Source organism: Drouetiella sp. (assembly GCF_059504425.1).
In genome coordinates, this window is the sequence record NZ_JCACIN010000090.1 from 1 (window position 1) to 22,767 (window position 22,767).

Genomic DNA, 22,767 nt, shown 5'->3' on the forward strand with positions numbered 1-22,767 from the left:
TAACATCTACATCATCTCAGCCTGCGAGCTTCAGCCTGTAGAGCCTAACGCCTGTAGAGCCTAACATTTACTGCAAGCGCTGGCGGATACAACCTTAGCAAACACTGAAACAGTAAACATCAAATGCCTCAGAAGGTTAATCCTCAGAATGCTGATGCCTAGTAACGGTTGTTTCCAAATGCCAGAAGCATCTTTTTAGCTATATTTTAGGGCATTCCATGGCATCTGAATGGGTACAACTGTCAAGAGAGTTTAAAGTGTAGATGAAGATTAATTCCTTTATTGAATTGCGATTGCTCATCTACACTTTCGAGAACGTACTTCCTGCCCTTCCTGCCAGCCCAGAATTAACCGACACAGAATTAACCGACACAGAATTGTCACAAGAGCGCTCAATTAGCGCCACAGGCGATCGCTATTCTCTAATCAACCTCTAAAGCATGTTCCTGAATGCAACTAATTCCCCGGTCTTTGTGCCGGGGTTTTTCGTTTCTCTGGTTTTATGGAGTTTGCTCCATTGCTCTGATAAAACTCCCATACAATTGGAGAGTCGAAGATGTCTCGCAGCGAGTTGCAATTGTGGCGTTTAAGGTTGGTCTACTAGGATTGGGAACCGTTGGATCGGGAACGGCAGAGATTTTGCTAGATCCAGCTCAACGGCATCCGCTGCTGCAAGAAATTGAAATTTGCCGAATAGGGGTGCGATCGCTTGACAAACCTCGATCCCTGAAGCTTCCCCCTGAGCTATGCCTCACCACTGACCTAGATGCGATCGTAACCGATCCTGATATTGATGTCGTAGTGGAGGTGATGGGGGGGCTAGAACCTGCGCGATCGCTAATGCTGAAAGCGATTGCCCACGGCAAACATGTGGTAACGGCGAACAAAGCAGCGATCGCCCGGTTTGGAGACGAGATTTTTACGGCTGCTAATGAAGCAGGAGTCTATGTGCTGCTAGAAGCCGCTGTGGCGGGTGGCATTCCGGTCATTGAACCCTTGAAGCAATCCTTATGCGCCAATCGGATTCAGATGATCATGGGGATCGTCAACGGCACGACTAACTATATTCTTAGCCGGATGCAGATGGAGGGCAGCAGCTTTGAGGCCGTTCTGGCAGACGCGCAGGCGTTGGGCTATGCTGAGGCTGATCCGACGGCAGATGTAGACGGGCTAGATGCAGCAGACAAAATTGCGATTCTTGCCTCTCTAGCCTTTGGCGGACGAATTAAGCTGGCGGAGGTTTACTGTGAGGGCATTCGTCAGGTCAGCGCTGCTGATATTGCCTATGCCGAAAAGCTAGGATTTGTGATTAAGCTGTTGGCAACGGCGAAGCGTGACTCACCGGACATTCATCAGGACTCAGCTCTGGTTCAGCTTCAGGTGCGAGTTCATCCCACGCTCGTACCCAAGAGCCATCCTCTAGCAAATGTGAACGGCGTGTTTAACGCCATTTTGATTGAGGGTGATCCGGTTGGGCAGGTCATGTTTTATGGGCCAGGAGCAGGAGCAGGGCCGACGGCAAGTGCAGTGGTGTCGGATATTTTGAACATTGCCGCTATTTTGAAGGTGGGTCGGGGTGGAATGGTGCAATCCAATGGAAAGCCTCTGCTCGATCCTTTACTTGCCTGCTCACATCAAGACTATTGCACGATCGCTCCTATCTCAGCTCTGGTGACTCGCTTCTACGCACGAGTTCTCACCCACGACCATCCCGGCGTTATTGGTAAACTAGGCACCTGTTTTGGCAGTCACAACGTCAGCCTGGAATCGATCGTGCAAATTGGGCTACAGGACGATCGCGCCGAAATAGTCGTGATCACTCATCACGTTTGTGAAGGGAATTTCCGAGCAGCATTAGAGGAGATTCGATCGTTTGAATCAGTGACGGTTCCTAGCGTCCTGCGGGTGGTGTAGAGAAGAAAGCCCAGCTTAGTTCTGCAAGTAGCTCTGAGTGGGGATCACCGACGGCTCGGCGGTAATGAGAATGTAGGTTAGGGTGGCGACTGATCCCAACGTAATGAGGCTGAGCAAGACGGCAAGTAGTCTTTCGGTTAAAGAATTTTCCATAAAGAATTTTCCACTCCAAGCGTGCCTCAACTTTTAACTTGTATAAGTTGTTCCTCACCGCCCAATCCACTCATTCCGGATTGTTCTTTAGAAAATCTTTAAAGTTTGATGCTGAATCTTCTAGTGAATTGCTCTCAGGAATGTTAAGAGCCGTAAAGTATAGTAACCGTTAAGGCGTTTAGGACGGGGACATTTAGGGCGTTTCGCGCCCACCCTAAATGTCTTAAGCAAAAGGTCAACAGCCATAACTCCTATAAAAATCGAGTCAGGCGACTGGCACGATCGCTTCTCTGATTTGCTCAATCCGTTCCTGTAAGCCATCCATATTCAGACGATAGCTGAGAGGATGGGCAATGAGCCGAGCCGTGGTTTCAAACAGCCGATCAATTTCAATCAGGTTGTTGTCTTTTAAAGTGCGACCTGAAGCGACTAAATCGACGATCGCTTCCGACATACCTGTGATAGGTCCTAGCTCCACCGAACCGTAGAGCGGCACAATTTCGATAGGCATATCTAATCCGCTGAAATACTCATGGGCGCAGTTGACAAACTTACTGGCAACCCGGCAGTGAGGCGGCAGATCCATGGACGATCGGTAAGGACTAGAGGCTTTGACGGCTACTGACATCCGACATAGACCAAACTGAAGATCGACCAGATGCGCTACTTTCGGCTGTTTCTCTCGCAAGATGTCATATCCCACGATACCGAGCTGTGCCTGTCCATACTCGACGTAGACAGGCACATCGTAGTTTCGCACCAGCAGTGCCTTTGCCGTATGGGCTGCATCCCAGATTTCTAGCTGACGATTGGAGCTATCTAGAAAGGCGCTGAAGTCTAGACCAATCGACTTTAGAAGCTGGATGCTGTTATTGAGCAGTTCGCCTTTGGGAAGAGCAACAGTGATCATTAGGGCTGGATCGTTAGGGCAAGTAATATGACAAACCTGAAGCTACCATGTTTTGTAGGGCGATCGCTCAGGTAAATTATCTGCTAAATCATCCGCAAAGCGCTACTATACCTTCAGGTCTTCACTGCTTTGCCAGTCTGCACAGTAGTCGTCTTCCACGCCGTAGGGATGCATCCCGCAGATGAGTTGATTGCCGTTATAGGTTTGCCCGTGGTAGAAGTGGCAGCCTTGACAAACTCTAGGACGCTGGGGACGGAGAGAAGGGGATTGGCGACTCATTTGCCGCAGTAGCTCTAGATATAGGTCAGCATGAGCCATTCGACTCTTGCGCTGCCGATTTTGCTCAATGGCGATCGTCGTTGCCGTAAAGCTGGCAAAGCACGAACCTGCCGCAACAGCTGCCGCCTGGACAACTTTATCGTTAGACCACAGTGCGACAGATAGTGCTAACCCGGTACAGATGCTGCCAAATGAAACTCTCTGAATCATTTCACTTGCCGTTGCGAGTTGAAAATCGTGTGGAGATTACCTGTACAAAACCTATGTAAAAACCACCCGTGTAAAAACTACCTATGTAAAAACCATAGTAGATACCCAGCATTATTGCTTATGCGATCGCTCTCAGCATAGAGCTGTAACTCAGAGGATGTTTGAAAAGTCCAACTATTGGTAGCGGTGGTAGAGGAACGTTTCAGATCTCCTCAATTCCCCTTAAAAAGGGGAACTTTGAAATTATTTCCCCTCTTTTTATGGGGGAAAGGGGGGATCAGCAGATGCCCAAAATCACAGCCGACCACTTTTCAAACATCCTTTCAGAGCTAACTTCCATATTCTGCCCTAGCTTATCAGAAGAATCTCAGAAGCCTCATGAAATTCATGTGAACTTGGCTTATGGGGCTTTAGCTCACGGTTTTGCCGACACCGATCGCGCGTTGTTACCGAGAGAGCGCCATCAAATTACACAGCTTATAGACCGCTCTAGCACTGACATTGCCATCCCATTCGCCATCACCGACTTCCGAGACGTCAAAGCCAATAATTTGCCGTCCGCTACGGATCACCTCTCGAAACAAACAGAAAGTCTGCTCTAGCTCTAGCCCACCGGGAACCGGAGTGCCTGTGTTGGGGCAGAGCTTGGGATCAAGTCCATCCACATCAAAGCTGACATAAACCTGCTGAGGCAACTCGGCAACAATCTGCTGGCAAAGCTCTAGCCAGGATAGCCCTGCATAGAGCTTTTGCTTTAGCATCGGATCGTAGTAGGTCGAAATGCGCCCGTTAGACTGCTGAATCAGGCTAAATTCGTCATGACATAGATCGCGAATACCTACCTGAACAAGTCTGGAAATTTGAGGCAGCTTCAGAGCATTAAACATAATGGAGGCGTGGGAAAACTGAAAGCCCTCGTAAGCATCGCGCAGGTCGGCATGGGCATCAATATGTAGGATGCCAAAGTCGGGATAACGTTTTGCTAACGCCTGCATGTAGCCCAACGGCACGCTATGATCACCGCCAATCACTGCCACCTGTTTGCCTAAATTCATAGCGGCAGTCGCTTGGTCAAACAGCCATTGGTTAACGCCTTGGCATTCTTGGTTAACGTTGTCGAGTACCTGACTGAGTTCAGCACTGTCTTCAATGGATTTACCCTGCTCCATGTATTCAATAATTTGAGCAGCTTGCTGCCGCAGAACTCCATTTTTCTGCTGAATGTCAGCCGGAATTTCTGCCATGAAAATGCCCTGCTTCCAGCCTTCAGGATGATCAAAGTCAAAAATATCAAGCTGGCGAGAGGCATCTAAAACCGCCTGAGGACCTGCGGCTGTGCCTGCACGGTAGGATACAGTCACTTCCCAAGGTACGCCAAAGACAATCGTGCTGGCAGAATCGTAGTCGAAGGGCAACCCTAGCAAATTGCCGTTGTCTACTCCAATGCTGCTGGGGTCAAAATCTTGCAGGTTTTGCGCTTGCAGATTTTGGTTTTGAGATGCCTGAGTTGCCATGGGCTTGTCCTGAAGGAATTTTTGTGGGTTGCGATCGCTTCTCTATTTTATCTTTAGGTCATCCTATCAATGGGGCGTATTTCCACACCTGATACCCATTTAAGGTGAGGTGGCAGATGATTTTGATGAGGTGGCAGATGATTTTCGAGAGCCGCGCGGAGCGCGGCTCTCGAAAATCATCTGCCCTGTTTGGGTTTTAAATGGGTATAAGATTCAGCTTTTTCCATCGTTTTTTCCCATTTTTTAGGGAGATACGGATTGCGCACCTCCCTAAAGATTTAAGTGATTGAGTTTAAGCGTAGCTTCGGATTATAGAAGCAAGCTAGAGACTAGCTAGAGGCAAGTGCCCCGGCACCTGCCGAAGCAAGGGCTGAAATAAAAGCCGTGATAAACAACCACCAAGCTGCGGCTTCTGCGGCTTTGCGAGTTTCCTCCATTTGCCGCTGAGCCTGGGCTTTAACAGATTCTACTCGTCTTTGCGCTTCATTCTGAATGCGTTCAGCCTGCTGCAAAACACCCGTTCGAGCCGATTCAATTTGATCGATAATTCGATTGGCATCTGCCTCGGAAATGTCTTTACGAGAGCTAATGAGCGCCACTAACGTCTGGCGATCGAAATGACTTAAACGAGTCCGCAGCGCCTCAAATCCGGCTTGAGGATCATCAAACAGAGTGCGTACGTCTTGCGTGATACCTTCATAATTCAGTTCAGGGCGATTGAGTGAATTGAAGTAGTCTCGGATTCGTCCAAAAATGCGATCGATAATTTCCTGAATGCGGTGCTGAATTTGTCGAGCTTGTTCTAAAAGCTGGTCACGAGTTGATTCAATTTGAGAGACAATTCGCTCGGCTTCTTCTGAGGATATATCCCGACGTTGTGACAAAAGTGCAATGAGAGTTTGCCGATCGAACCGAGAGAATCGTTCACCGATATTTTGCAACCCAACTTGCGGAGATTGAACCAGCAACTTCAGATCACGCTTGATGCCCTCTGGATTCAGCTCATCTTTGTCAGTATTTCGGAGATAATCTTCGATCGTAGTTTCAAAGTTTACGACCTGCTGCTGTGCCCGTAGTGCCAAACGACGAGGCGATCGAATAATCTTACGAATGGCTTCCTGCACCTGATCGATGATTTGATTGACTTGAGCTTCTGACAAATCTTGTCGTTGACCCAAGAGCTTAACTAGCGTAGCGCGATCGACTTTAGAAAGCCGCTGCCTCAAGGCTGATGCGCCAGCTTTCGGATCATCCAAAAGCTGAGTAAGATCGCGCTGAATACCCTCTGGATCAAGTTCCTCAAGCTGAGTGCGACGCAGGTAATCCGAGAGAGAACTCAGTGTTTGATCAGTTTTGTCTTTGACTGTTTCTTTGACAGTTTCAACAGCAGTGCGAGGTGAGTTCAGCAGCGTCTGCCAGTTAGACTCAACTTCATCCACAACTTGATTGGCTTCTGCCTCAGTCATATCCTGACGCTGGCTTAACAGTTTTACAACTGTATCGCGATCGAATTGCGAAGCCCGATAACGCAGAGCCGAAATACCTGTCTGCGGATCAGAAACTAAGGCTTGTAAATCGCGCTTAATTCCTTCTGGACTCAGCTCGGTTTTGCCTGTGTTGCGCAGGTAATCCTCAAACTTCTGCTTTGTGCTAGCTAGGCGCTGCTTTGCCTGCTCATCCAGCGATTGAGACTCAAATAACACGCGATCGCGGGTAGATTCTAGCGGGGTCAGGAAGCTTTCTACTTCGGCAGGAGTGATATCCGATCGCCGCAGTAAAATCTGCTGCAATGCCTCTCGGTCATAGGGAACTAATCGCAGACTGAGCGTTTCATGATCCGCATCGATGTCTTCCAAAAGCGCACGGAAGGTTGGAGCCTCATTTGAGTAAAGCTCTTGCTTAGGTGTTTGTAGCAGATACTCCTCAACCCGTCGCCTCAGATCTAAAGTCATTTCCCGTTCTCTAACCGCACGCGCCTCAGCCAATACTTGCAGACGAGTGGTTTCTAGCTGGTCGGCAACTTGCTGAATTTTGTCTTGCGTGAATACACCCCGCGATCGCAGCACCTCGACGAAATAGAGTCTGTTCATTAGCGATAGCTGAGCAATCACTGCATTGGGATCAGCTTCTACATCGTATAAAACAGTGCGAAATTCTTTGGCGATCGTCTCTGGATTCATTTGCCAGGAATAGGTGTTTCGCAGATAGTTCTCTACGTCAGTGCGAATAGGGCTGTGACTATTCTCACTTCCATTCTCTTTGCCATCATCCTGCTGACCATTTTGAAATTGACCGACTAGCTGATTTGTTTGCTCAGCTACTTTGCTAGGCGCTGTCTTCAGTCGTTCTAAAATCTGCTCAATTTTTAAGTCCGACAGATCGGTACGTCCTGCCAATAGACCCACCAGTGTCGTTAGCCCAGATTGAACCGTTGACTGCAATCCGCCAGACTGCTCTTGTCCGCGCTCCGCCAAAATCCGATCGAGCTTTGCATTTAATTCTTCAACTTTGAGCTGCCCAGGTTGAGCGGTCTTTAAATAGCCCACAAGTTCTGACATTGAATCAGGTTTGGCTCTACGTCCAATGGTCTGCCGCCAGACTCCCTCTAGAAGATCGGCAAATCGATTGACTTCATCAGAGGTGAAATCGCTGCGCCGACTGATCAAATCTACAAAAGTTTGGCGATCGATACCCTGAAGGCGATCGCTGCCCGCCAATGCCTCAATTTCAGGATCGTTGATCAACTGTTCAAAGTCTCCTCGGATCTTGGACAGATCAAATCCGGGGAGGCTAAGGCGCTGAACATAGCTTTCGATCGATTCACGAATGCTGCTGGGATCAATGCCTGAGCCAATTTCGTTCTTTACAGCCGATGCCATAGCTTCCGCTGTGGATATCATCTGCTGCTTAGCAACTTTGCCGCCGATCGCTGCCGTTGCTGTGCCTAGAAGCGCCTGAACTCCTGAGGTCGCTGCGCTGACTACCGACCCAACTAATGAGCCTACAGCCGTCGAGCTAACCCAAACCAAAATTGAAAAGTAAGCCGCCCAGATGACTAAACCGACGATCGCTCCTAGTCTCGCTGTCGCTAGTAAACTCAGTTGAACCGCAAGATAACAGGCGCAAAATAGGGCAAGGGTGACGGTAATTAATGTCCAAATTCCAACACGGAGGCTAATCTTACGGACGGCGTGACCTGAATCCTCAGATTCATCAGGATCGTCTTGAGAATCGGAAGAGCGCCCCAGATAGGAAATTCCTGCTGCAACTGAAAGATTGGTCAATGCCAGCTGAAATGCAAACGCTAGTAATACTCCGGAGACTAGCGCAATAAAAAATTGCGGCCCTGAGAAAACAACAGCAGTTGTTCCAGGAGTAATTACATCTGTAGTAGCAGCAGGTGCAACAGTTGTCTGTGCAATCCAGGCTGCCTTTTCAAATAAATTCGTAGTGATTGTCATAGCTCCAATCGTCATAACTTCAGCCCTCATCAAAAGTGAGTCTTCGATAGACTATAAAATATGCTGCATTTTCAAACAAATGACATACCTCTATAGACCAAGAGTCCTTTTCAGTAATGAATTTGCCATCTACCCAAAGTGAGAAAACCGCTCATTTGTAAATATGGCTCTCGCGTACTCTATATTCTTTTTTCTATGTAAAGTCGTGTCAAAGTTTCTCAAGCCTGGAGACCCCAAACTCCCTCTAGGACGAAGTTTGAAAATAAAGAGATTTAGCTAATTTTGACCAATACTTAAAAAAACTTTTATGAATTAAGGCTCTAAAATTCTTTGAGAAAATCATACATTGAGTCCTGTAAAGGAATATAGAAATGATTGTATAGAACTCATTATTCGTGCCTTTAGATAGAGGTATTTCAACTAGACTGGTTTCATCATTACCTCTATAGAGATTTTGCCAAAGTCTGATAGACATAATCCAAGTGAGCATTTTAGATATTACATACCCTCTCCTAACACCTGCCAAGCCAGAACACTACTTCTCATTAGCAACAGATATCCTTCACCGATCGCTAGAAGTTGCTGAGTTCTGTTCCACGAATGCGGCAGAGATCGATCGCCATAATGCTTTACCCATTGAGGAGTTTGACTGCCTTCGGAGAGCAGGGTTGCTGACAGCGCCGCTGCGTCAAGAATTAGGGGGTGCAGGGCTTGGCATTGCCGCGGAAGCGACCCATACACTTCTGCAATTGCTCAAGCGGATTGGGTGGGGCAATTTGGCAGTGGGTCGAATCTATGAGGGGCATATTAACGGATTGCAGCTTGTGCAGACTTTTGGAACGCCAGAGCAGATTTCGCGTTATGCCAGCGATGTTCGCGATCGCCACAAAGTTTTTGGTGTATGGAATGCAGAAGCTGCTGATGGGGTGCATCTGATTCCTTTAGGAGCAGGACGGTATCGTTTAGAAGGATCCAAAACCTTTTGCTCAGGCGTGGGTTGTGTCGATCGTCCCTTTGTCAATGGCAAACTTCCTGACGGTCGCTGGCAAATGTGCGTTGTTCCTGTAGATGAGGTCGTTACCCATGCTGACCCGACTTGGTGGCAGCCCTCTGGCATGAAGGCAACCGCTAGTTACAAAGTCGATTTTAGTGGCGTTGAGCTAGATGAACGATCGTTGATTGGTAAACCCGATGATTACCATCGTCAGCCTTGGTTATCTGGTGGTGCAATTCGTTTTGCTGCCGTGCAGCTTGGCGGCGCTGAAGCTTTATTTGACGCAACCCGGAAATATTTGCAAGACTTGAACCGAACGAGTGATCCTTACCAAGAGGCTCGGCTAGGACAGATGGCGATCGCCATAGAAAGCGGCAACCTGTGGCTGCAAGGAGTTGCCGATCAATTAGATCAATATTCACCTATGTTCGGAGGGCATCCAGGTAAAGCTCAGCCTGAAGCCGATCGCATCGTTGCTTACGCCAATATGGTGAGAACTGCGATCGAGCAGATTTGCATGGATGTTATTCAACTCTGTGAACGATCAGTTGGAACTCGTGGGTTACTGCCACCCCATCCGATGGAGCGAATCATCCGAGACTTGATGCTGTACTTACGCCAACCCAACTTTGATGCGGTTTTAGCAGATGTTGGCAAATATGCGTTGCGCAAGACTCAACCTGCTCAAAGTTTGTGGGAAGCACTGAAAGAGTAAGCCGCCCTATGAACTCTGTACAAAAGAATTCTGTGCTGGAAAATCCCGACAGGCTGCCGCTCCACTCAGTTGAAGCGATCGCCAAAAGTCCCGTCCTCGTAGTTGCACCCCATCCGGACGACGAATGTTTGGGCTGCGGCGGTGCGATCGCTCTACTCAGCTCTTTAGGCTGTAGGGTGTATATTTTGGTGATCAGCGATGGTGCTATGTCCCATCCCAATTCGCAAAAGTATCCGGCTGCAAAATTGCGATCGTTACGGATTCAAGAAACACAGTCGGCAATGGCAACTTTGGGCGTAGAGGCTAGTCAGGTTAGTTTTTTAGGCTTGCCAGATAGTGCCGTACCCATGTCAACCAATCCAAGCTTTGGTGCAGCTGTCTCAGCCTGTCAGAAGTACCTGGAGGCGATTGCTCCGCAGATCATCTTTTTGCCTTGGCGGCAAGATCCCCATGCGGATCACCGTGCTACTTGGCAAATGATACAGGCTGCTCTTGCATTGCAGGACTTCAGCACTGTGGCTGCTCCTCGCGTGATTGAGTACCCAATTTGGGACTGGGATACGACGCAAAGAGGGAATCAAGTTAATTCTGAGGTTACGAAAGCCTGGAGACTCGACATTCACTCAGTATTGGAGCTGAAACAAAAGGCGATCGCCCTCTATCGCTCTCAGGTCACAAATTTAATTGATGATGACCCTCAGGGATTCCGACTGAGCGCCGATATGCTCACACATTTTGCCCAACCCTGGGAAGTATTTTTGGAAGAATCTGCACTGGAGAAATAGCTGATGTCATCTTTTCAATCGCCACAACCTCAATCACTGCCGCCTAGATACTTTGAAGAAATGTATAGCGAGAATCCAGACCCATGGCAGTTTGAAACCAGTGAATACGAGGCTAAGAAATACGCGGCAACTGTCGCGGCTCTCCCTAAACCTATTTACCGCTCTGCCTTTGAAATAGGTGGTTCTATCGGTGTTCTGACCCAAAAATTAGCCGATCGCTGTGAAAACTTGCTCTCTGTAGATGTCTCCCAAGTTGCTCAAGCAAAAGCTATTGAGCGGTGCCAAAACCTATCTCAAGTCCGGTTCGAGATTATGCAGGTGCCTCAACAGTTTCCAGATGAACAGTTTGATCTAATTCTCGTCTCAGAGGTGGGCTATTACCTGTCCAAACAAGATTTGCAAACGACTCAGTCTCACATTCTCAACCATCTGGAGATAGGTGGACATTTGCTCCTCGTGCATTGGACGCTGTACGCGCGTGATTATCCTTTGAGCGGTGATGAAGTTCATGACTCCTTTCTAGCGCTATCGGCTGAGCAACTAACCTCCAGATCGCTGCGCCATCTTGCAGGACAGCGAGAAGAACAGTATAGGCTTGATCTATTTGAACGAGTGAGCTAGCTGAGTCTGCATTCCTAAATGTGTCTTTGCGCTTAACTGTGTCTTTGCGCCTAATTGAGCTTTGGCACGAAGACGACTAATTCGGAGGCGCAGGTCGGCTATAGCGTGGCGAATGTCTACAGGCTTCCAAGCTTTTTGCCAATTCCCTTCTTGATCCTGACGCTGTTCAATTAAAGCAAACAGCTCTGCAAATGAATCAGATTGCACCAGCATATAGCTAAGCCATCGAGGATTGATATGCAAAAGGTTTGCGATCGAGCAAATTTCTTGCTCCTGAGGCTGATAGTCTTTCAGCATATAATTCCATAACCTTCGCAAGTTACTGCGTCCTTGTAGACGCGTTTCTAAGGCAGCAGCAGACTCTACTAAATAAGGCTGACGATCCAATTTGCTCCATTGATTTAACTGGTTTGCCATGCCGTTACTGACTCGTCCTTGCTGTCGCATAGAGGTAAAGACTTTCACATTCGAACTGTGACGAAACTGAGCACCGACCCTCACTAGAGCTTGATAGAAGGCAACATCTTCGGGAGTGCGAACAGCAGGCATTCCCCCAGCGATCGCGTACATTTCGGCAGTAACGGCTAAACTAGCTCCCCCATGCTGATGATGACGGGGCAACTGATCAAAAGGATCAGGATCAATGTAAGACTCCAGCTCAACTCCTAAATAACCGTAGCCAACTGCCCTGAGATAGCAAAGACGAGTGTAGGGGTCTAGCAAATTGCGATCGCTGCGATCGGTTAATAGTCGCCCGGAAACCGCATCAGCGCCTTGATGAATTTCTTGGCGAATTGCCGCGATCCAATCAGATGCAACGCGAGTATCACCATCCGTTGAAGCAATAATGCCTCGCCCCTGTCCTAATTTCGTGAGCCGAGCATAGGCTTCATTCATGAGGATTTGTCGTACATACCCGATGTATGCTTGTGATGGCGGTAGAGTCTTTTCTACAACATGCAGCACAAACTCAGGATGACGCATGGCATACTGATGGGCGATCTTAACTGAATCATCACTACAGTTATTGGCTAAAACAATCACCTCATAAGAAGTAAGGTCTAACGGATATCCTTGCAGATCGGTTTGATACCTTAGAGCATCTAGAGTGAACTCCATTGTTTCCGCTTCGTTACGAACAGGAACAATCACGCAGGTATCACACTGGTTAAGAGGAGGAGTAACTACCAAAAATGAAGTTAAGCACTCAACATTTTGGCAATGAAATTCTTCTGCAACTGCTGATAAGCAATCACTCTGCATACAAATCCTTTTCTATCTAGAATATTTTGTAGAACTTCGTCTACAAATTGAAAGCTGAAGGTGAACCTGATATATTAATCCTGATAGTACAAATTTATCGTTATCGTTCATTTGCTCAATCCATCCTTTGGAGGATTAACAAGATATAGAGTTAGATACCTAAAATAACAGGCTAGAGAAGCTGAGAAGTACCTATAAAAGTCAGTCTTGAGGATGATACTATCAGCTTAGAAATTCTATTAGAATCAATGAAAAGATATACAATTTCAGTCAAGCATTAGGACAACTCTATGACGGCAAACTCATCAGATCATCAAGAGCAAAAAGTTGCAAAACAGCCCATGACACCTGAAGAGGTTGATCCTCAGCAAAAAGCAGAGCAGAAGCGAATAATAAAGAATTCAGAAAATCCTCCCACTATCAATCCAGGCGATCGCATCGACGAATCTAAGTCGCTTGAGGAAAAGGCAAAGCAGGTCGCGGTAGATGCTCCAGATATCACGGGCGACCATATCGTCGTGCCGACGTATTTTGTGGTGGATATGCCGGATGGCAGTCAAGAAGCGCTGCATCACGTCAAAGATGCAGAGGCAATTTCGGATGTGGTTCGTCAAATTCAATTAGAGGATAGAACGGCTGATGCAGAAAAGTAGGGTTCTGAAGAAGCCTTAACTCCATCGGGCGTTCCAGCGCTACAGCTCGTCTCACTGCTGGGACGAGCTACTAATCCCGGATAGGGTTCTAAAGAAAATTCTTGGTCTGGGTTGCTAAGCAGATGGCGATCGCAGACTGAAAATAAAGCCGCTTGAGTTTGAGCAAGCCGCATATCACGCAAGAAAGCGCCACCCGCGTCTACACCCTGCGCAATGTAATTGAGATACATTTTTAGGTAGCTGACACGCGCTCGCTCTGGTACTGTCTGCGCTGTTGTAGATCGATACAGCCGATCGATGTACTCGCGCACATCAGCTAGGGTAATGGTGCAAACAGGCTGATGGCTCAAATATTGCCGAGTTTGCTTGAAGATCCAAGGGTTGCGAATGGCAGACCGCCCAACCATGACTCCCGCAGCCCCAGTATGGTGCAAAATCGCAGCAGCGCTAGGAGCAGATGTGACGTTACCGTTGGCTAAAACAGGACAACTCACCCGTTGGACGGCATGAGCGATGAGGTCGTAATTCACCGCACCATGATACATTTCCTTGACTGTACGACCGTGCAGACTCAGCAAGTCAATGCTATGTCGTTGGATTAGGTCGAGAATGCGATCGAAATTTGTAGTGTCCTCAAAGCCGATACGCATTTTGACCGTTAGGCGACCCTCAACAGTATTTCTCAACTCTCCTAAAATGCGATCAATTTTCTCAGGATCGCGCAACAGTCCGCCTCCCACATTTTTTCGATAAATCCTGGGGGCAGGGCATCCCATATTTAAGTCAATACCCGCGATCGGATACTGACTGAGCGCCTTAGCAATACGAACCAGATCAGGAACGCTTTCCCCAATCATCTGAGCGAAGATAGGGCGATCGGTTGAGTTCTCGGTGATCGATCGCAGAATTTTTTTATCTAACCCTGAGCTGTCATGGACGCGAAAATATTCCGTGAAAAAATAGTCAGGGCAGCCATAGCCAGCAATGACATTCATGAAAAATAGATCGGTCACATCCTGCATGGGTGCCAAAGCTGTCAGAGGGAGTTCTGGACAGATGGAGGGAGGAAGGCGATCAAATGGCGGCATTTTGAGGAGTCGTTTGTGCGGTAGATTACTCTGGCTACGCGATTGCAGAGTATGATCCTAGGCTTCTTCAGCAAGATGAACAGTAGCTAAGTGCCTAGCTATTGGCTGTACCATTGACTTCTCCAGGTACGCATCTGAAAGATTTCCTGCTGCTGAACACCCAAGATACTTCTGGATAAACGCCTGATTTCGGGGCGATCGCTTTTCAACAATGCCTCTCCCGCCATAGCAACAGCGCCTTGATGATGAGGCAGCATGGCGTTGATGAAACGTAAGTCAAAATTTTCATCTGCTGAACCCATATCCATGCTCATCAGCATAGCATCCTGCATCTGCTCAGACATAGGGAGCGTCTGCTGCTTTTCAGCGACATACATAAGGGGCTGTTGATCAGCACCGGGATACCAAGCTTCGCGCCAAGCCTGCATTCGTCTGACCTCCCGCCCTTGAACTAGAATAATTTCTCGTGCTAGTTTTCTCAGGCTAAAGCGATCGGATTTCTTCAGCACCTCTTCTGCCATCTGCACCGCGCCTTGATGGTGAAGGATCATCGCGTCGATAAATCGCAGATCGAAGTACTTATCTTCAGGTCCTAAGCTCATAGAACCATGATCCCCGTCGGGTGTCGAATGATCCATACCGGGCATCATGTGATCTGCATCGGGCATTTCCTGACCCGACCCAGAGTGACCTGACCCAGAGTGACCCGACCCAGAGTGACCCGATCCAGAATGACCCGACTCAGAGTGACCTGACCCAGAGGTTAAATGACCTACCTCTGGCGTTGCATGAGCCATGTCATCTGCTGAATTTTCGCCTAACGTTGACAAATTTGGTGAGAATTCTAGACCGACAGGCTGTGTTTTAGAAGTATGACCATAAGCCGCTCCTGTAGAGATCGCCATCAGCAATGTGCTGTAGAATGTCAGCGAAATTAGGCTTTTACTCAATTGCATAATACTGTCCAAGCGGCAAAAACTACATTCACTAAATCTGATCGGAAATGTAGTAATCCGGGAGAAATGCTGATGTTTTTTGATAGTTTCCCTCTGAATCGATCATTCTTTTCTTGAAGTGATCAGAATTAGCGTGTCAATTTGATCAAAAAATCATTACCTGAATACCACCAAAATTCTGTAGGGATAAGTGCGATCAGCGATCGCCGCAGGTAATTTTCAATGCCATTTCTTTTCTTAATTCAGGAAATTGAAATCTCTGCGATGTAGACCGTTTATTTTCTTCAATGTTTAGCTGACTTGCTGCCTTAAAACATCTGGTGAAAATATCTGAGGCATGACGTAAACAGTCCTTGACTTTGCCTTAACCTAGCCTTGCCCTACCTCTGAGTACAGTAGGTTTGGAGCAGGTTAGCTCCTCAAATGTCATGCTTAGGCAAAAATTATGATAAAGCTGCTACTGCTGGATAAAGACGGAACATTAATTAGCCCCAAAGCAGGTCACAAATTTGTAGAGCATCCTGCCGATCAAAAGCTGATCAAAGGGGTTGCAAAGACCATTGCACAATATGCTGCTGAGGGTTGGACAATAGCGATTGTCTCTAACCAGGGCAGATGCAACACCGTTAATCCAGACACAGGTGAGACGTATAAAAAGCTGGAAGAGGCAATCGATGAAATGAAGTTTTGCATGAAGCTGATTCCAGAAGTCAGCCGTGCGATGTTTTGCCCCGATATGAAAGGAGTGCAAGCTTGGGAAATCTTGCAGCTGCCCGATCATTTGGGAGTATTTGATTGTCTGAAGAAGCGGGCAGGCGTTCAAAACTCTGGACTCTTTCGTAAGCCTAATCCTGGAATGCTTCTCTACACCATGCAAGAGATAGGCGCTGAAGCCCAAGATTGTCTGATGGTCGGCGATCTTGAATCGGACGAAGCCGCAGCCTTAGCCGCAGGCGTTCCCTTTATGTATGTGGGAAAGTGGCTCAATTTATCGTCTTAAGCCTTCTCTACAGCTCAATCCTTTCGAGACCCAATCTTCTTACAGACTGAGATAAGGCGATCGCTCTAGACAGCTCGACCCCGTTGCAGAAGGTGCAACAGGAACAGCAAGACAACGGCACCAATGAAAGCGACAAAAATTACGCCAGCTAGTCCGCTGAAAGGTGCGGTGAGTCCCAGTTGCGCAAAGAGCCAGCTGCCCAGAAATGACCCGGCAATCCCCACAACAATATCGCCCAAAATGCCATAGCCGATGCCGCCTGCCACAACGCTAGACAGCACACCAGCCACAAGCCCAACAATCAGCCAAGTTAGAAGATCCATACAGCCCTCAGATTTACGCCTTAGGTATAAAATCATAGATATAAAAGATGAATCTATCAGATAAATATTGCTACCTCATCTGCTGAATAGTCTAGAAATCTCCTCTTGACCACTCCTAGGAGCCTCTGCCGTTGACAGACATAGCTTTCCGGAAATGCCGTCTCCAAGCCTGTTGTTATTTTTAAGACTCGAAATATTTAGGCTAAACATAAGATTTAGGTCAAACACAGGCAGCTAACGCTTTGTATAAGTAATTTGCATGAGCAATTTAGCCGGATTAAGGGAATTCTGAGCTTATAGCGAGTTGCAGTCAGGTTACTGCAACTTACACTCTCTAACCTAAGCCTCTAACTCAAGTCTTTACCCTACGCCCTTCGACTTCAATGCCCTTTCGTTCAAATGAGTGAATGCCATGAGTGTCTCAGTTCTCTGGATGATCGCAGGAGTTGCCCTCTGCATCATGGAATTTATCATTCCTACCGCATTTGTAGAACTGACAATGGGTTTGAGCGCGATCGCCGTTGCCTTGCTGACCCCCGTGATTCCTCATTTAGGGCTTCAGGTGGTTCTCTGGCTAGCGCTTTCAGTGCTGCTAAATATTTTGCTGCAGCGATTTCTTCCCAAAACAAGATCTCGTGTGATTGAGGATTCCAAAGAGGCTAAAACCCTCACAGAAATTTTGCCAGGACAAACCGGGCGAGTAATCTATGAGGGCAACTCTTGGCAGGCGCGCTGTGAAGACGAAGAAATAGCGATCGCTCCTCACCAGAAGGTCTATGTGGTGCGGCGACAGGGCACAACGCTAATTGTCATGCCCGAACAGGCGCTTCGGTTTTGAGCTTGCTCTCTCATTTAATTAACAAGCTAAACCAACAAGCCGAATTAATAAGCGATTCAGATTAATAAGCTAGGAGATTTTTAGATGGACGTTTTTTTTACGCTAATCTTGATGGCACTGGGCGGTGCAGGAGTCGCTGGCTCCGTCAAAATTGTGAATCAAGGAAACGAGGTTCTAGTAGAGCGACTGGGTAGCTATAACCGCAAGCTGGCGCCCGGACTCAATTTCACGATGCCGTTTGTCGATCGCGTCGCCTACCAAGAAACCATCCGCGAGAAGGTGTTAGACATTCCGCCCCAGTCTTGCATTACCCGCGACAACGTGGCGATTACCGTAGATGCCATTATCTACTGGCGAATTGTGGATATGGAAAAAGCCTATTACAAAGTTCAGAACCTGCAATCTGCAATGACTAATCTAGTTATGACGCAGATTCGGGCTGAGATGGGCAGTCTGGAGCTAGACGAAACCTTTACCGCCCGTTCTGAAATCAACGAAATTTTGCTGCGAGAGCTAGATACCGCTACCGATCCGTGGGGAGTGAAAGTGACTCGTGTAGAGCTACGCGACATTATTCCCTCTAAAGCGGTGCAGGAGTCGATGGAACTGCAAATGTCAGCCGAGCGGCGCAAGCGGGCAGCTATCCTCACCTCTGAGGGCGAACGCGAATCGGCAGTCAATAGCGCCAGAGGCAAGGCTGATGCCCAAATCCTTGATGCTGAAGCGTGCCAAAAATCTGTGGTCATGCAGGCTGAAGCGGAGCAAAAGGCGTTAGTGCTGCGTGCCCAAGCCGAACGGCAACAGCAGGTTCTGAAGGCTCAAGCGACCGCAGAGGCCATTAAAATTGTCAATCAGGCATTGAAAGAAGATCCCAATGCACCCCAAGCAGGCAAGGTTTTGCTAGCGCTCAGCTATTTAGATATGGGAACAGAAATTGGCAAGAGCGAGAGCAGCAAGGTAGTGTTTATGGATCCTCATAGCATTCCGGCAGCCCTTCAAGGAATGCTGTCTATGGTGGAAGAAGAGAAAAAATAGCCTAGTCAGACTACTACATATGCTGGCTTACTCCTAATCTTCTTCTAATTAGGCTTGCTCTTTCGTATCTAGATAAGGTACTCTAAGATAGAACAAGTGAACTAATGCGGGTAAGATCGCCATGAGCTTCTTCCAACGCTTGCGAGATGTACTTGGAATTGATGAAGAGTATGAAGAGTACGAAGATGATCTAGAAGATCCACAAGCGTTGGATGAACAAGAAGGGAGTGGTTCAGAACGGCGATCGCGCTATGGATCTGGCAGCCCAGCTAACGGATCATCCAAAGTCATTGGCTTACCGGGATCGGGTCAAATGGAGGTTGTGATGATGCAGCCGCGATCGTTCCAGGAAGTTCCTCAAGCCGTTAACGCCCTCCGCGAACGCAAGTCCGTTATTCTCGACTTGACTCTCATGGATGCTCAGCAGGCTCAGCGTAGCGCTGACTATGTGGCGGGTGGAGCCTATGCGATCGACGGACATCAGCGGCATTTGGGTGCCTGCGTATTTCTATTTACCCCCAGCTTTGTGCAAATTAGCAGCTACTCTGGTGCTGAGCCTACAGTTGAGCAACCGACGGCTATGGGATTGCCGATCGAGCCGCCGACAGGATCGCCGACAGGATCGCCGACATTAACTACAAAGCCGCCTACAGGCATTCCTCCCATCTTCAATCGCACAGGTCTAAGAACTAACTTGCAAACAGAGTTTTAGGGGAGCAGAGCTTTGAGATTTTCTCCGAGCTAAATCTGGGTATGAATTTTTTTGAAAGGGGCGCGGAGCGCCCCTTTCAAAAAAATTCGTATCTAAAGCCAGCAACGCCCACGAGACAAATACTACACTTGTAGTATAAACTTGAGAAATTTCCAGCGTTCGTTCCTGTTGATCCCGTCTGTACTAAGTCCTTACTAAGTCCGTACTAAGCCCATACTAATGATCGTGGATTAAATAACCTGTACAACCGATCCGCTGTGGGGGCTTAGCATTGCTAAGCCCCTACCCCAAGAATTGTTTACATTGACTTGTATCGGCTTGTATTGACTACGGTATTGCTATCAAGCATCGTCCAACATCCTGTTTCCTCAGGACATTTTGTTGTGCGATCGTTTCAACGCGGCTAGGTTGCAGCTTTCACCGAAGTTTCAGGGACATTCACCTTATATGCAGCCTCAACCTTTAACCACGTTTCAGTCGTTGCGCCGAAGTTTTTGGATGGTCGTAAAAGCTGCACCATCAGAATTACGGAACTTAGCGCTGCTCAATTTGTTCACACGCACAGGTCCCGCAGTCTCTCTGTTTTTGACCAAAATCGTGATTGATGAAGCTTCACGGTTGATGGGGCAGGGCGTGACGCAAGATGCGATCGCCCTCATCCTGTCCCAGCCTAAGCTGATGTGGAGCGTCATTGCCGCCCTAACGCTCAACCTGATCGTTGATGCAGTAGATTCGGTCAGCACTGCCTTGATTGCCTCTCTGCGCGATCGGGTTCAGGGACATGTACAAGGACAGGTTTTGCAGAAAGTAGCAACGTTTGATGATATTGCCCTGTTTGAAACTCCTGAACTTCTGAACTTAGTCGAGCTAACTACCAAAGGAGTGCAGCGGCTTCAGCGACTATCTATGATTATGGCGGCAACCCTGGTAGGCGTTTTCATGCTGATTCCGTCAGTGCTGCTGTCCTGGTCAATCGCCTGGTGGGTGCCCTTGCTGCTGATAATTTCCTCTGCGCCTTCCATCCTGGTGGAAATGAAGCATCACCGCAAAAGCTGGCGCACAGAGGCGACTCAGGCAGGTCTGACCCGCGAGATGGAGATCTACAGCAAGCTGCTGATTGGGGAAGCCTACGCCAAGGAGATTCGCCTATTTTCGCTGCAATCCATCCTGCTCGATCGCTGGCGGGGCTTGTTCAGTAGGCTGTTCAACAAAATGCAGCGCATCCGCCGAGAAGGGGCGATCGCCGTGATGCTGTGGGCATTGGTGGGCGGTCTGGGAGCAGCATTGCCCTACGTGTATGTGGTTCTGGGCGTGTTGCGGGGCAGCTATACCCTAGGCGATCTGGCGCTGTATACGGGCATTATTCTTCAGCTGCGCCAAAGCCTCTATATTTTGATTGGCAACACGGGCGAACTCTATGACGTGGCGCTTGCCACTAGCCCAATTTTTCAGCTTCTAGATTTGCAGCCAGAGCTTAGGAGTGGCGATCGTCCCAAGGTTGCAACCTCTGAGTCTCTTCAGCCAGGAGTGCATCTGCAAGATCTCTGTTTTTCCTATCCCGGCAGCGATAAACGCATTTTGGATCAGATTAATCTCACGATTCGCCCTGGAGAAATGGTGGCGCTGGTGGGCGAAAATGGTGCTGGTAAAACCACGCTGGCAAAACTCCTCTGCCGTTTGTATGACCCAACGCAGGGAAGCATTTCCTGGAATGGACAGGATTTGCGATCGCTTTCGCTGGAGGAACTGCGATCGCGGATTGGAGTCGTGATGCAAGATTATGCCCGCTTCCCGACGACGCTGAGGGAAAACGTGGGCTGGGGATTTTTGCCCAAGGTTCACGAAGATACTGCCGTTCATGCCGTGCTGCAAGATGCGGGCATTGATCAAATTGTTGCAGACCTGAGCCAGGGTCTAGAAACACCGCTAGGCAAACAGCTCGAACAGGGCATAGATCTCTCAGGCGGACAGTGGCAGCGAGTAGCGATCGCCCGTTCCCTCCTGCGGCTGTCGCAGGTGGAGCTTCTGGTGTTTGACGAACCAACGGCAGCGCTCGATCCTAAAAATGAGCATGAAATCTACCGAATTTTTCGGACGATCGCTCAGGGTCGGATGACGGTAGTGGTTAGCCATCGCCTAGCTCTGGCTAAGCTCGCCGATCGAATTGTGGTGTTAGAGCATGGCAAGATCATCGAATCAGGCAATCATAATCAGCTCATGGAGGCAGGAGGGCAATATTGCACAATGTTTACCCGACAGGCGAGTAGCTACCTTTAATGAGAGGGTGAGAGCCGTGAGATTTGCCTAGTTTGGTGGGGGCTTAGCATTGCTAAGCCCCTACCCCAAGAATTACTGGCGGCAGCTCTATTAGGCAAAGCGGCAGCTCTATTAGGCGAAGTAGTTTCTCACTTTTAGCGCTCCCGCGGCTGCGTCTCCTCCTGCCATTTGGATACCCGTCACATCCAGGACTAGATCGCGATCGCCCCCAAACCCCTTCAGATTATCGTTAACTGCCAAATAGGTACGGCTGCCCCGTCGGAAAAACACAGCCTCGTTAGCTCGTAGACTTTGCTTGCCGCCTTGGGTCTGGTTCTTGTCGGCAAAAGCCAATTTTGCCGAGTTGGTGAGGCTTTTCCCCCCTACTTTCCCGGCATTAAAGAGCGCCTTGGGACGCTGGGCGATCGCTAAATTGCCATCATAATCGAGCTGAATCCGATCTTTTTGAGCCGCGTTGAAGTCGGTGAGGCGATCGGGGGCTTTGATCAACGACTGAGAGAAAGCTTCTAGCTGAGTGGTGCCGCTGTAGAGGAAGCGATCGCCCCCCGCCTTGCCCGTCAGCACATCAGCAGCTAAACCACCCGTCAGTGTGTCGTTCCCTGCACCCGCCACGAGAATGTCTCTGCTCGATGTGCCCGTGAGCGTATCGTTAACTGGAGATCCAGCTGGAGATCCTCCTGACGGGCTGCCAACTGCGCCAAACTCAAATGCGCCACTGTCGATCTTGCCGTCTGTCCGCCGAAAGCCTCGCCCGTCGGTCGCTGCGCTGTTGCTTACCCCAGCGTTGATGGCAGGGCTACCGCTTAGCAAAGCATGGGTGGGAATGCCGCCGCCGTTGTCTTGCAGGTCGCCGAGTTTAGGATCGACTAATTTGATTTTGGCGGTGGCGTTGTAGTCGTTGAAGTTGTTGGTTTTCTTGGGCGGAAACTGGATATTGCCGCCGTTATCGGTGAGTTCGCGGTTCGTGTGCTGCTGAATGCCGTAGTTGGCGGTGCCGTTCTTGGCGGTGTTTTTATAGAACCCATTTGACATCTTCCGGCTTCTGCTTTAAGGTGCTTGAAGCCGT

General features: G+C 48.6%; 21 protein-coding genes. 11 read left to right on the top strand and 10 right to left on the bottom strand.

Features of this window, described 5'->3' with window-relative positions; translation table 11 throughout:
- Positions 1–263: 263 nt before the first annotated feature.
- Together AC5JMP_RS20730 and AC5JMP_RS20735 are read left to right on the top strand one after the other, a co-directional pair.
- Entirely contained in the window at positions 264–437 is a 174-nt protein-coding gene (locus AC5JMP_RS20730) for a hypothetical protein (RefSeq protein ID WP_495853393.1), read from the top strand.
- A gap of 142 nt (positions 438–579) precedes the next feature.
- Positions 580–1,914: a homoserine dehydrogenase gene (locus tag AC5JMP_RS20735; RefSeq protein WP_495853394.1), complete on the top strand. Its 1,335-nt coding sequence runs from the start codon at positions 580–582 to the stop codon at positions 1,912–1,914.
- 15 nt (positions 1,915–1,929) lie between these two features.
- Here the strand turns inward: AC5JMP_RS20735 and AC5JMP_RS20740 are convergent, their stop codons facing one another.
- The 5 genes from AC5JMP_RS20740 to AC5JMP_RS20760 form a co-directional block, all read right to left on the bottom strand.
- Positions 1,930–2,067, bottom strand: coding sequence for a hypothetical protein (locus AC5JMP_RS20740; protein WP_495853395.1), 138 nt, complete (start codon positions 2,065–2,067; stop codon positions 1,930–1,932).
- Between the two features lie 265 nt (positions 2,068–2,332).
- Positions 2,333–2,977 carry an ATP phosphoribosyltransferase gene (gene hisG / locus AC5JMP_RS20745; protein ID WP_495853396.1) on the bottom strand — a complete coding sequence of 215 codons (645 nt, stop codon included), beginning with the start codon at positions 2,975–2,977 and terminating at the stop codon, positions 2,333–2,335.
- Positions 2,978–3,082: 105 nt separating this feature from the next.
- Positions 3,083–3,466, bottom strand: coding sequence for a hypothetical protein (locus tag AC5JMP_RS20750; protein ID WP_495853397.1), 384 nt, complete (start codon positions 3,464–3,466; stop codon positions 3,083–3,085).
- A gap of 446 nt (positions 3,467–3,912) precedes the next feature.
- A complete protein-coding gene (locus tag AC5JMP_RS20755; RefSeq protein ID WP_495853398.1) occupies positions 3,913–4,980 on the bottom strand; it encodes an agmatinase family protein in 1,068 nt (355 codons plus the stop codon).
- Positions 4,981–5,309: 329 nt separating this feature from the next.
- Entirely contained in the window at positions 5,310–8,441 is a 3,132-nt protein-coding gene (locus AC5JMP_RS20760) for an MFS transporter (RefSeq protein WP_495853399.1), read from the bottom strand.
- Between the two features lie 482 nt (positions 8,442–8,923).
- Between AC5JMP_RS20760 and AC5JMP_RS20765 the strand changes: the two genes are divergently transcribed.
- Genes AC5JMP_RS20765 through AC5JMP_RS20775 form a run of 3 tightly spaced genes read left to right on the top strand, consistent with a single transcriptional unit; the run spans position 8,924 to position 11,556 of the window.
- Complete coding sequence (locus AC5JMP_RS20765; RefSeq protein ID WP_495853400.1) at positions 8,924–10,150, top strand: acyl-CoA dehydrogenase family protein; 1,227 nt, start codon at positions 8,924–8,926, stop codon at positions 10,148–10,150.
- Positions 10,151–10,158: 8 nt separating this feature from the next.
- Positions 10,159–10,935, top strand: coding sequence for a PIG-L deacetylase family protein (locus AC5JMP_RS20770; RefSeq protein ID WP_495853401.1), 777 nt, complete (start codon positions 10,159–10,161; stop codon positions 10,933–10,935).
- A gap of 3 nt (positions 10,936–10,938) precedes the next feature.
- Positions 10,939–11,556 (top strand): SAM-dependent methyltransferase, encoded by a 618-nt coding sequence (locus AC5JMP_RS20775; RefSeq protein ID WP_495853402.1) that lies wholly within the window; start codon positions 10,939–10,941, stop codon positions 11,554–11,556.
- Here AC5JMP_RS20775 and AC5JMP_RS20780 read toward each other — a convergent pair.
- The gene (locus tag AC5JMP_RS20780; protein WP_495853403.1) at positions 11,536–12,747 is read right to left on the bottom strand and encodes a glycosyltransferase; all 1,212 of its coding nucleotides are present in this window, start codon (positions 12,745–12,747) and stop codon (positions 11,536–11,538) included. The genes AC5JMP_RS20775 and AC5JMP_RS20780 overlap by 21 nt on opposite strands.
- Before the next feature lie 362 nt (positions 12,748–13,109).
- On the opposite strand from AC5JMP_RS20780, the gene AC5JMP_RS20785 reads away from it, so the two are divergent.
- The gene (locus tag AC5JMP_RS20785) at positions 13,110–13,472 is read left to right on the top strand and encodes a hypothetical protein (RefSeq protein WP_495853404.1); all 363 of its coding nucleotides are present in this window, start codon (positions 13,110–13,112) and stop codon (positions 13,470–13,472) included.
- Here AC5JMP_RS20785 and AC5JMP_RS20790 read toward each other — a convergent pair.
- Positions 13,436–14,560, bottom strand: a complete 1,125-nt coding sequence (locus tag AC5JMP_RS20790; RefSeq protein ID WP_495853405.1) for a tRNA dihydrouridine synthase — start codon at positions 14,558–14,560, stop codon at positions 13,436–13,438. The genes AC5JMP_RS20785 and AC5JMP_RS20790 overlap by 37 nt on opposite strands.
- A gap of 98 nt (positions 14,561–14,658) precedes the next feature.
- Positions 14,659–15,516 carry a DUF305 domain-containing protein gene (locus AC5JMP_RS20795; RefSeq protein ID WP_495853406.1) on the bottom strand — a complete coding sequence of 286 codons (858 nt, stop codon included), beginning with the start codon at positions 15,514–15,516 and terminating at the stop codon, positions 14,659–14,661.
- Positions 15,517–15,961: 445 nt separating this feature from the next.
- Here AC5JMP_RS20795 and AC5JMP_RS20800 point away from each other — a divergent pair, with 445 nt between their 5' ends.
- Positions 15,962–16,516, top strand: a complete 555-nt coding sequence (locus AC5JMP_RS20800; protein ID WP_495853407.1) for an HAD family hydrolase — start codon at positions 15,962–15,964, stop codon at positions 16,514–16,516.
- Positions 16,517–16,581: 65 nt separating this feature from the next.
- Here AC5JMP_RS20800 and AC5JMP_RS20805 read toward each other — a convergent pair whose 3' ends face one another.
- Positions 16,582–16,839, bottom strand: a complete 258-nt coding sequence (locus tag AC5JMP_RS20805) for a GlsB/YeaQ/YmgE family stress response membrane protein (protein ID WP_495853408.1) — start codon at positions 16,837–16,839, stop codon at positions 16,582–16,584.
- A gap of 412 nt (positions 16,840–17,251) precedes the next feature.
- On the opposite strand from AC5JMP_RS20805, the gene AC5JMP_RS20810 reads away from it, so the two are divergent.
- The 4 genes from AC5JMP_RS20810 (at position 17,252) to AC5JMP_RS20825 (ending at position 21,701) form a co-directional block, all read left to right on the top strand.
- Positions 17,252–17,677 carry an NfeD family protein gene (locus AC5JMP_RS20810; RefSeq protein ID WP_495853409.1) on the top strand — a complete coding sequence of 142 codons (426 nt, stop codon included), beginning with the start codon at positions 17,252–17,254 and terminating at the stop codon, positions 17,675–17,677.
- Between the two features lie 84 nt (positions 17,678–17,761).
- Positions 17,762–18,712 carry an SPFH domain-containing protein gene (locus AC5JMP_RS20815; protein ID WP_495853410.1) on the top strand — a complete coding sequence of 317 codons (951 nt, stop codon included), beginning with the start codon at positions 17,762–17,764 and terminating at the stop codon, positions 18,710–18,712.
- Between the two features lie 121 nt (positions 18,713–18,833).
- Positions 18,834–19,424: a cell division protein SepF gene (locus AC5JMP_RS20820; RefSeq protein ID WP_495853411.1), complete on the top strand. Its 591-nt coding sequence runs from the start codon at positions 18,834–18,836 to the stop codon at positions 19,422–19,424.
- 381 nt (positions 19,425–19,805) lie between these two features.
- The gene (locus AC5JMP_RS20825; RefSeq protein WP_495853412.1) at positions 19,806–21,701 is read left to right on the top strand and encodes an ABC transporter ATP-binding protein; all 1,896 of its coding nucleotides are present in this window, start codon (positions 19,806–19,808) and stop codon (positions 21,699–21,701) included.
- A gap of 111 nt (positions 21,702–21,812) precedes the next feature.
- Here the strand turns inward: AC5JMP_RS20825 and AC5JMP_RS20830 are convergent, their stop codons facing one another.
- Positions 21,813–22,733: a bluetail domain-containing putative surface protein gene (locus AC5JMP_RS20830; protein ID WP_495853413.1), complete on the bottom strand. Its 921-nt coding sequence runs from the start codon at positions 22,731–22,733 to the stop codon at positions 21,813–21,815.
- Between the last annotated feature and the right edge of the window lie 34 nt (positions 22,734–22,767).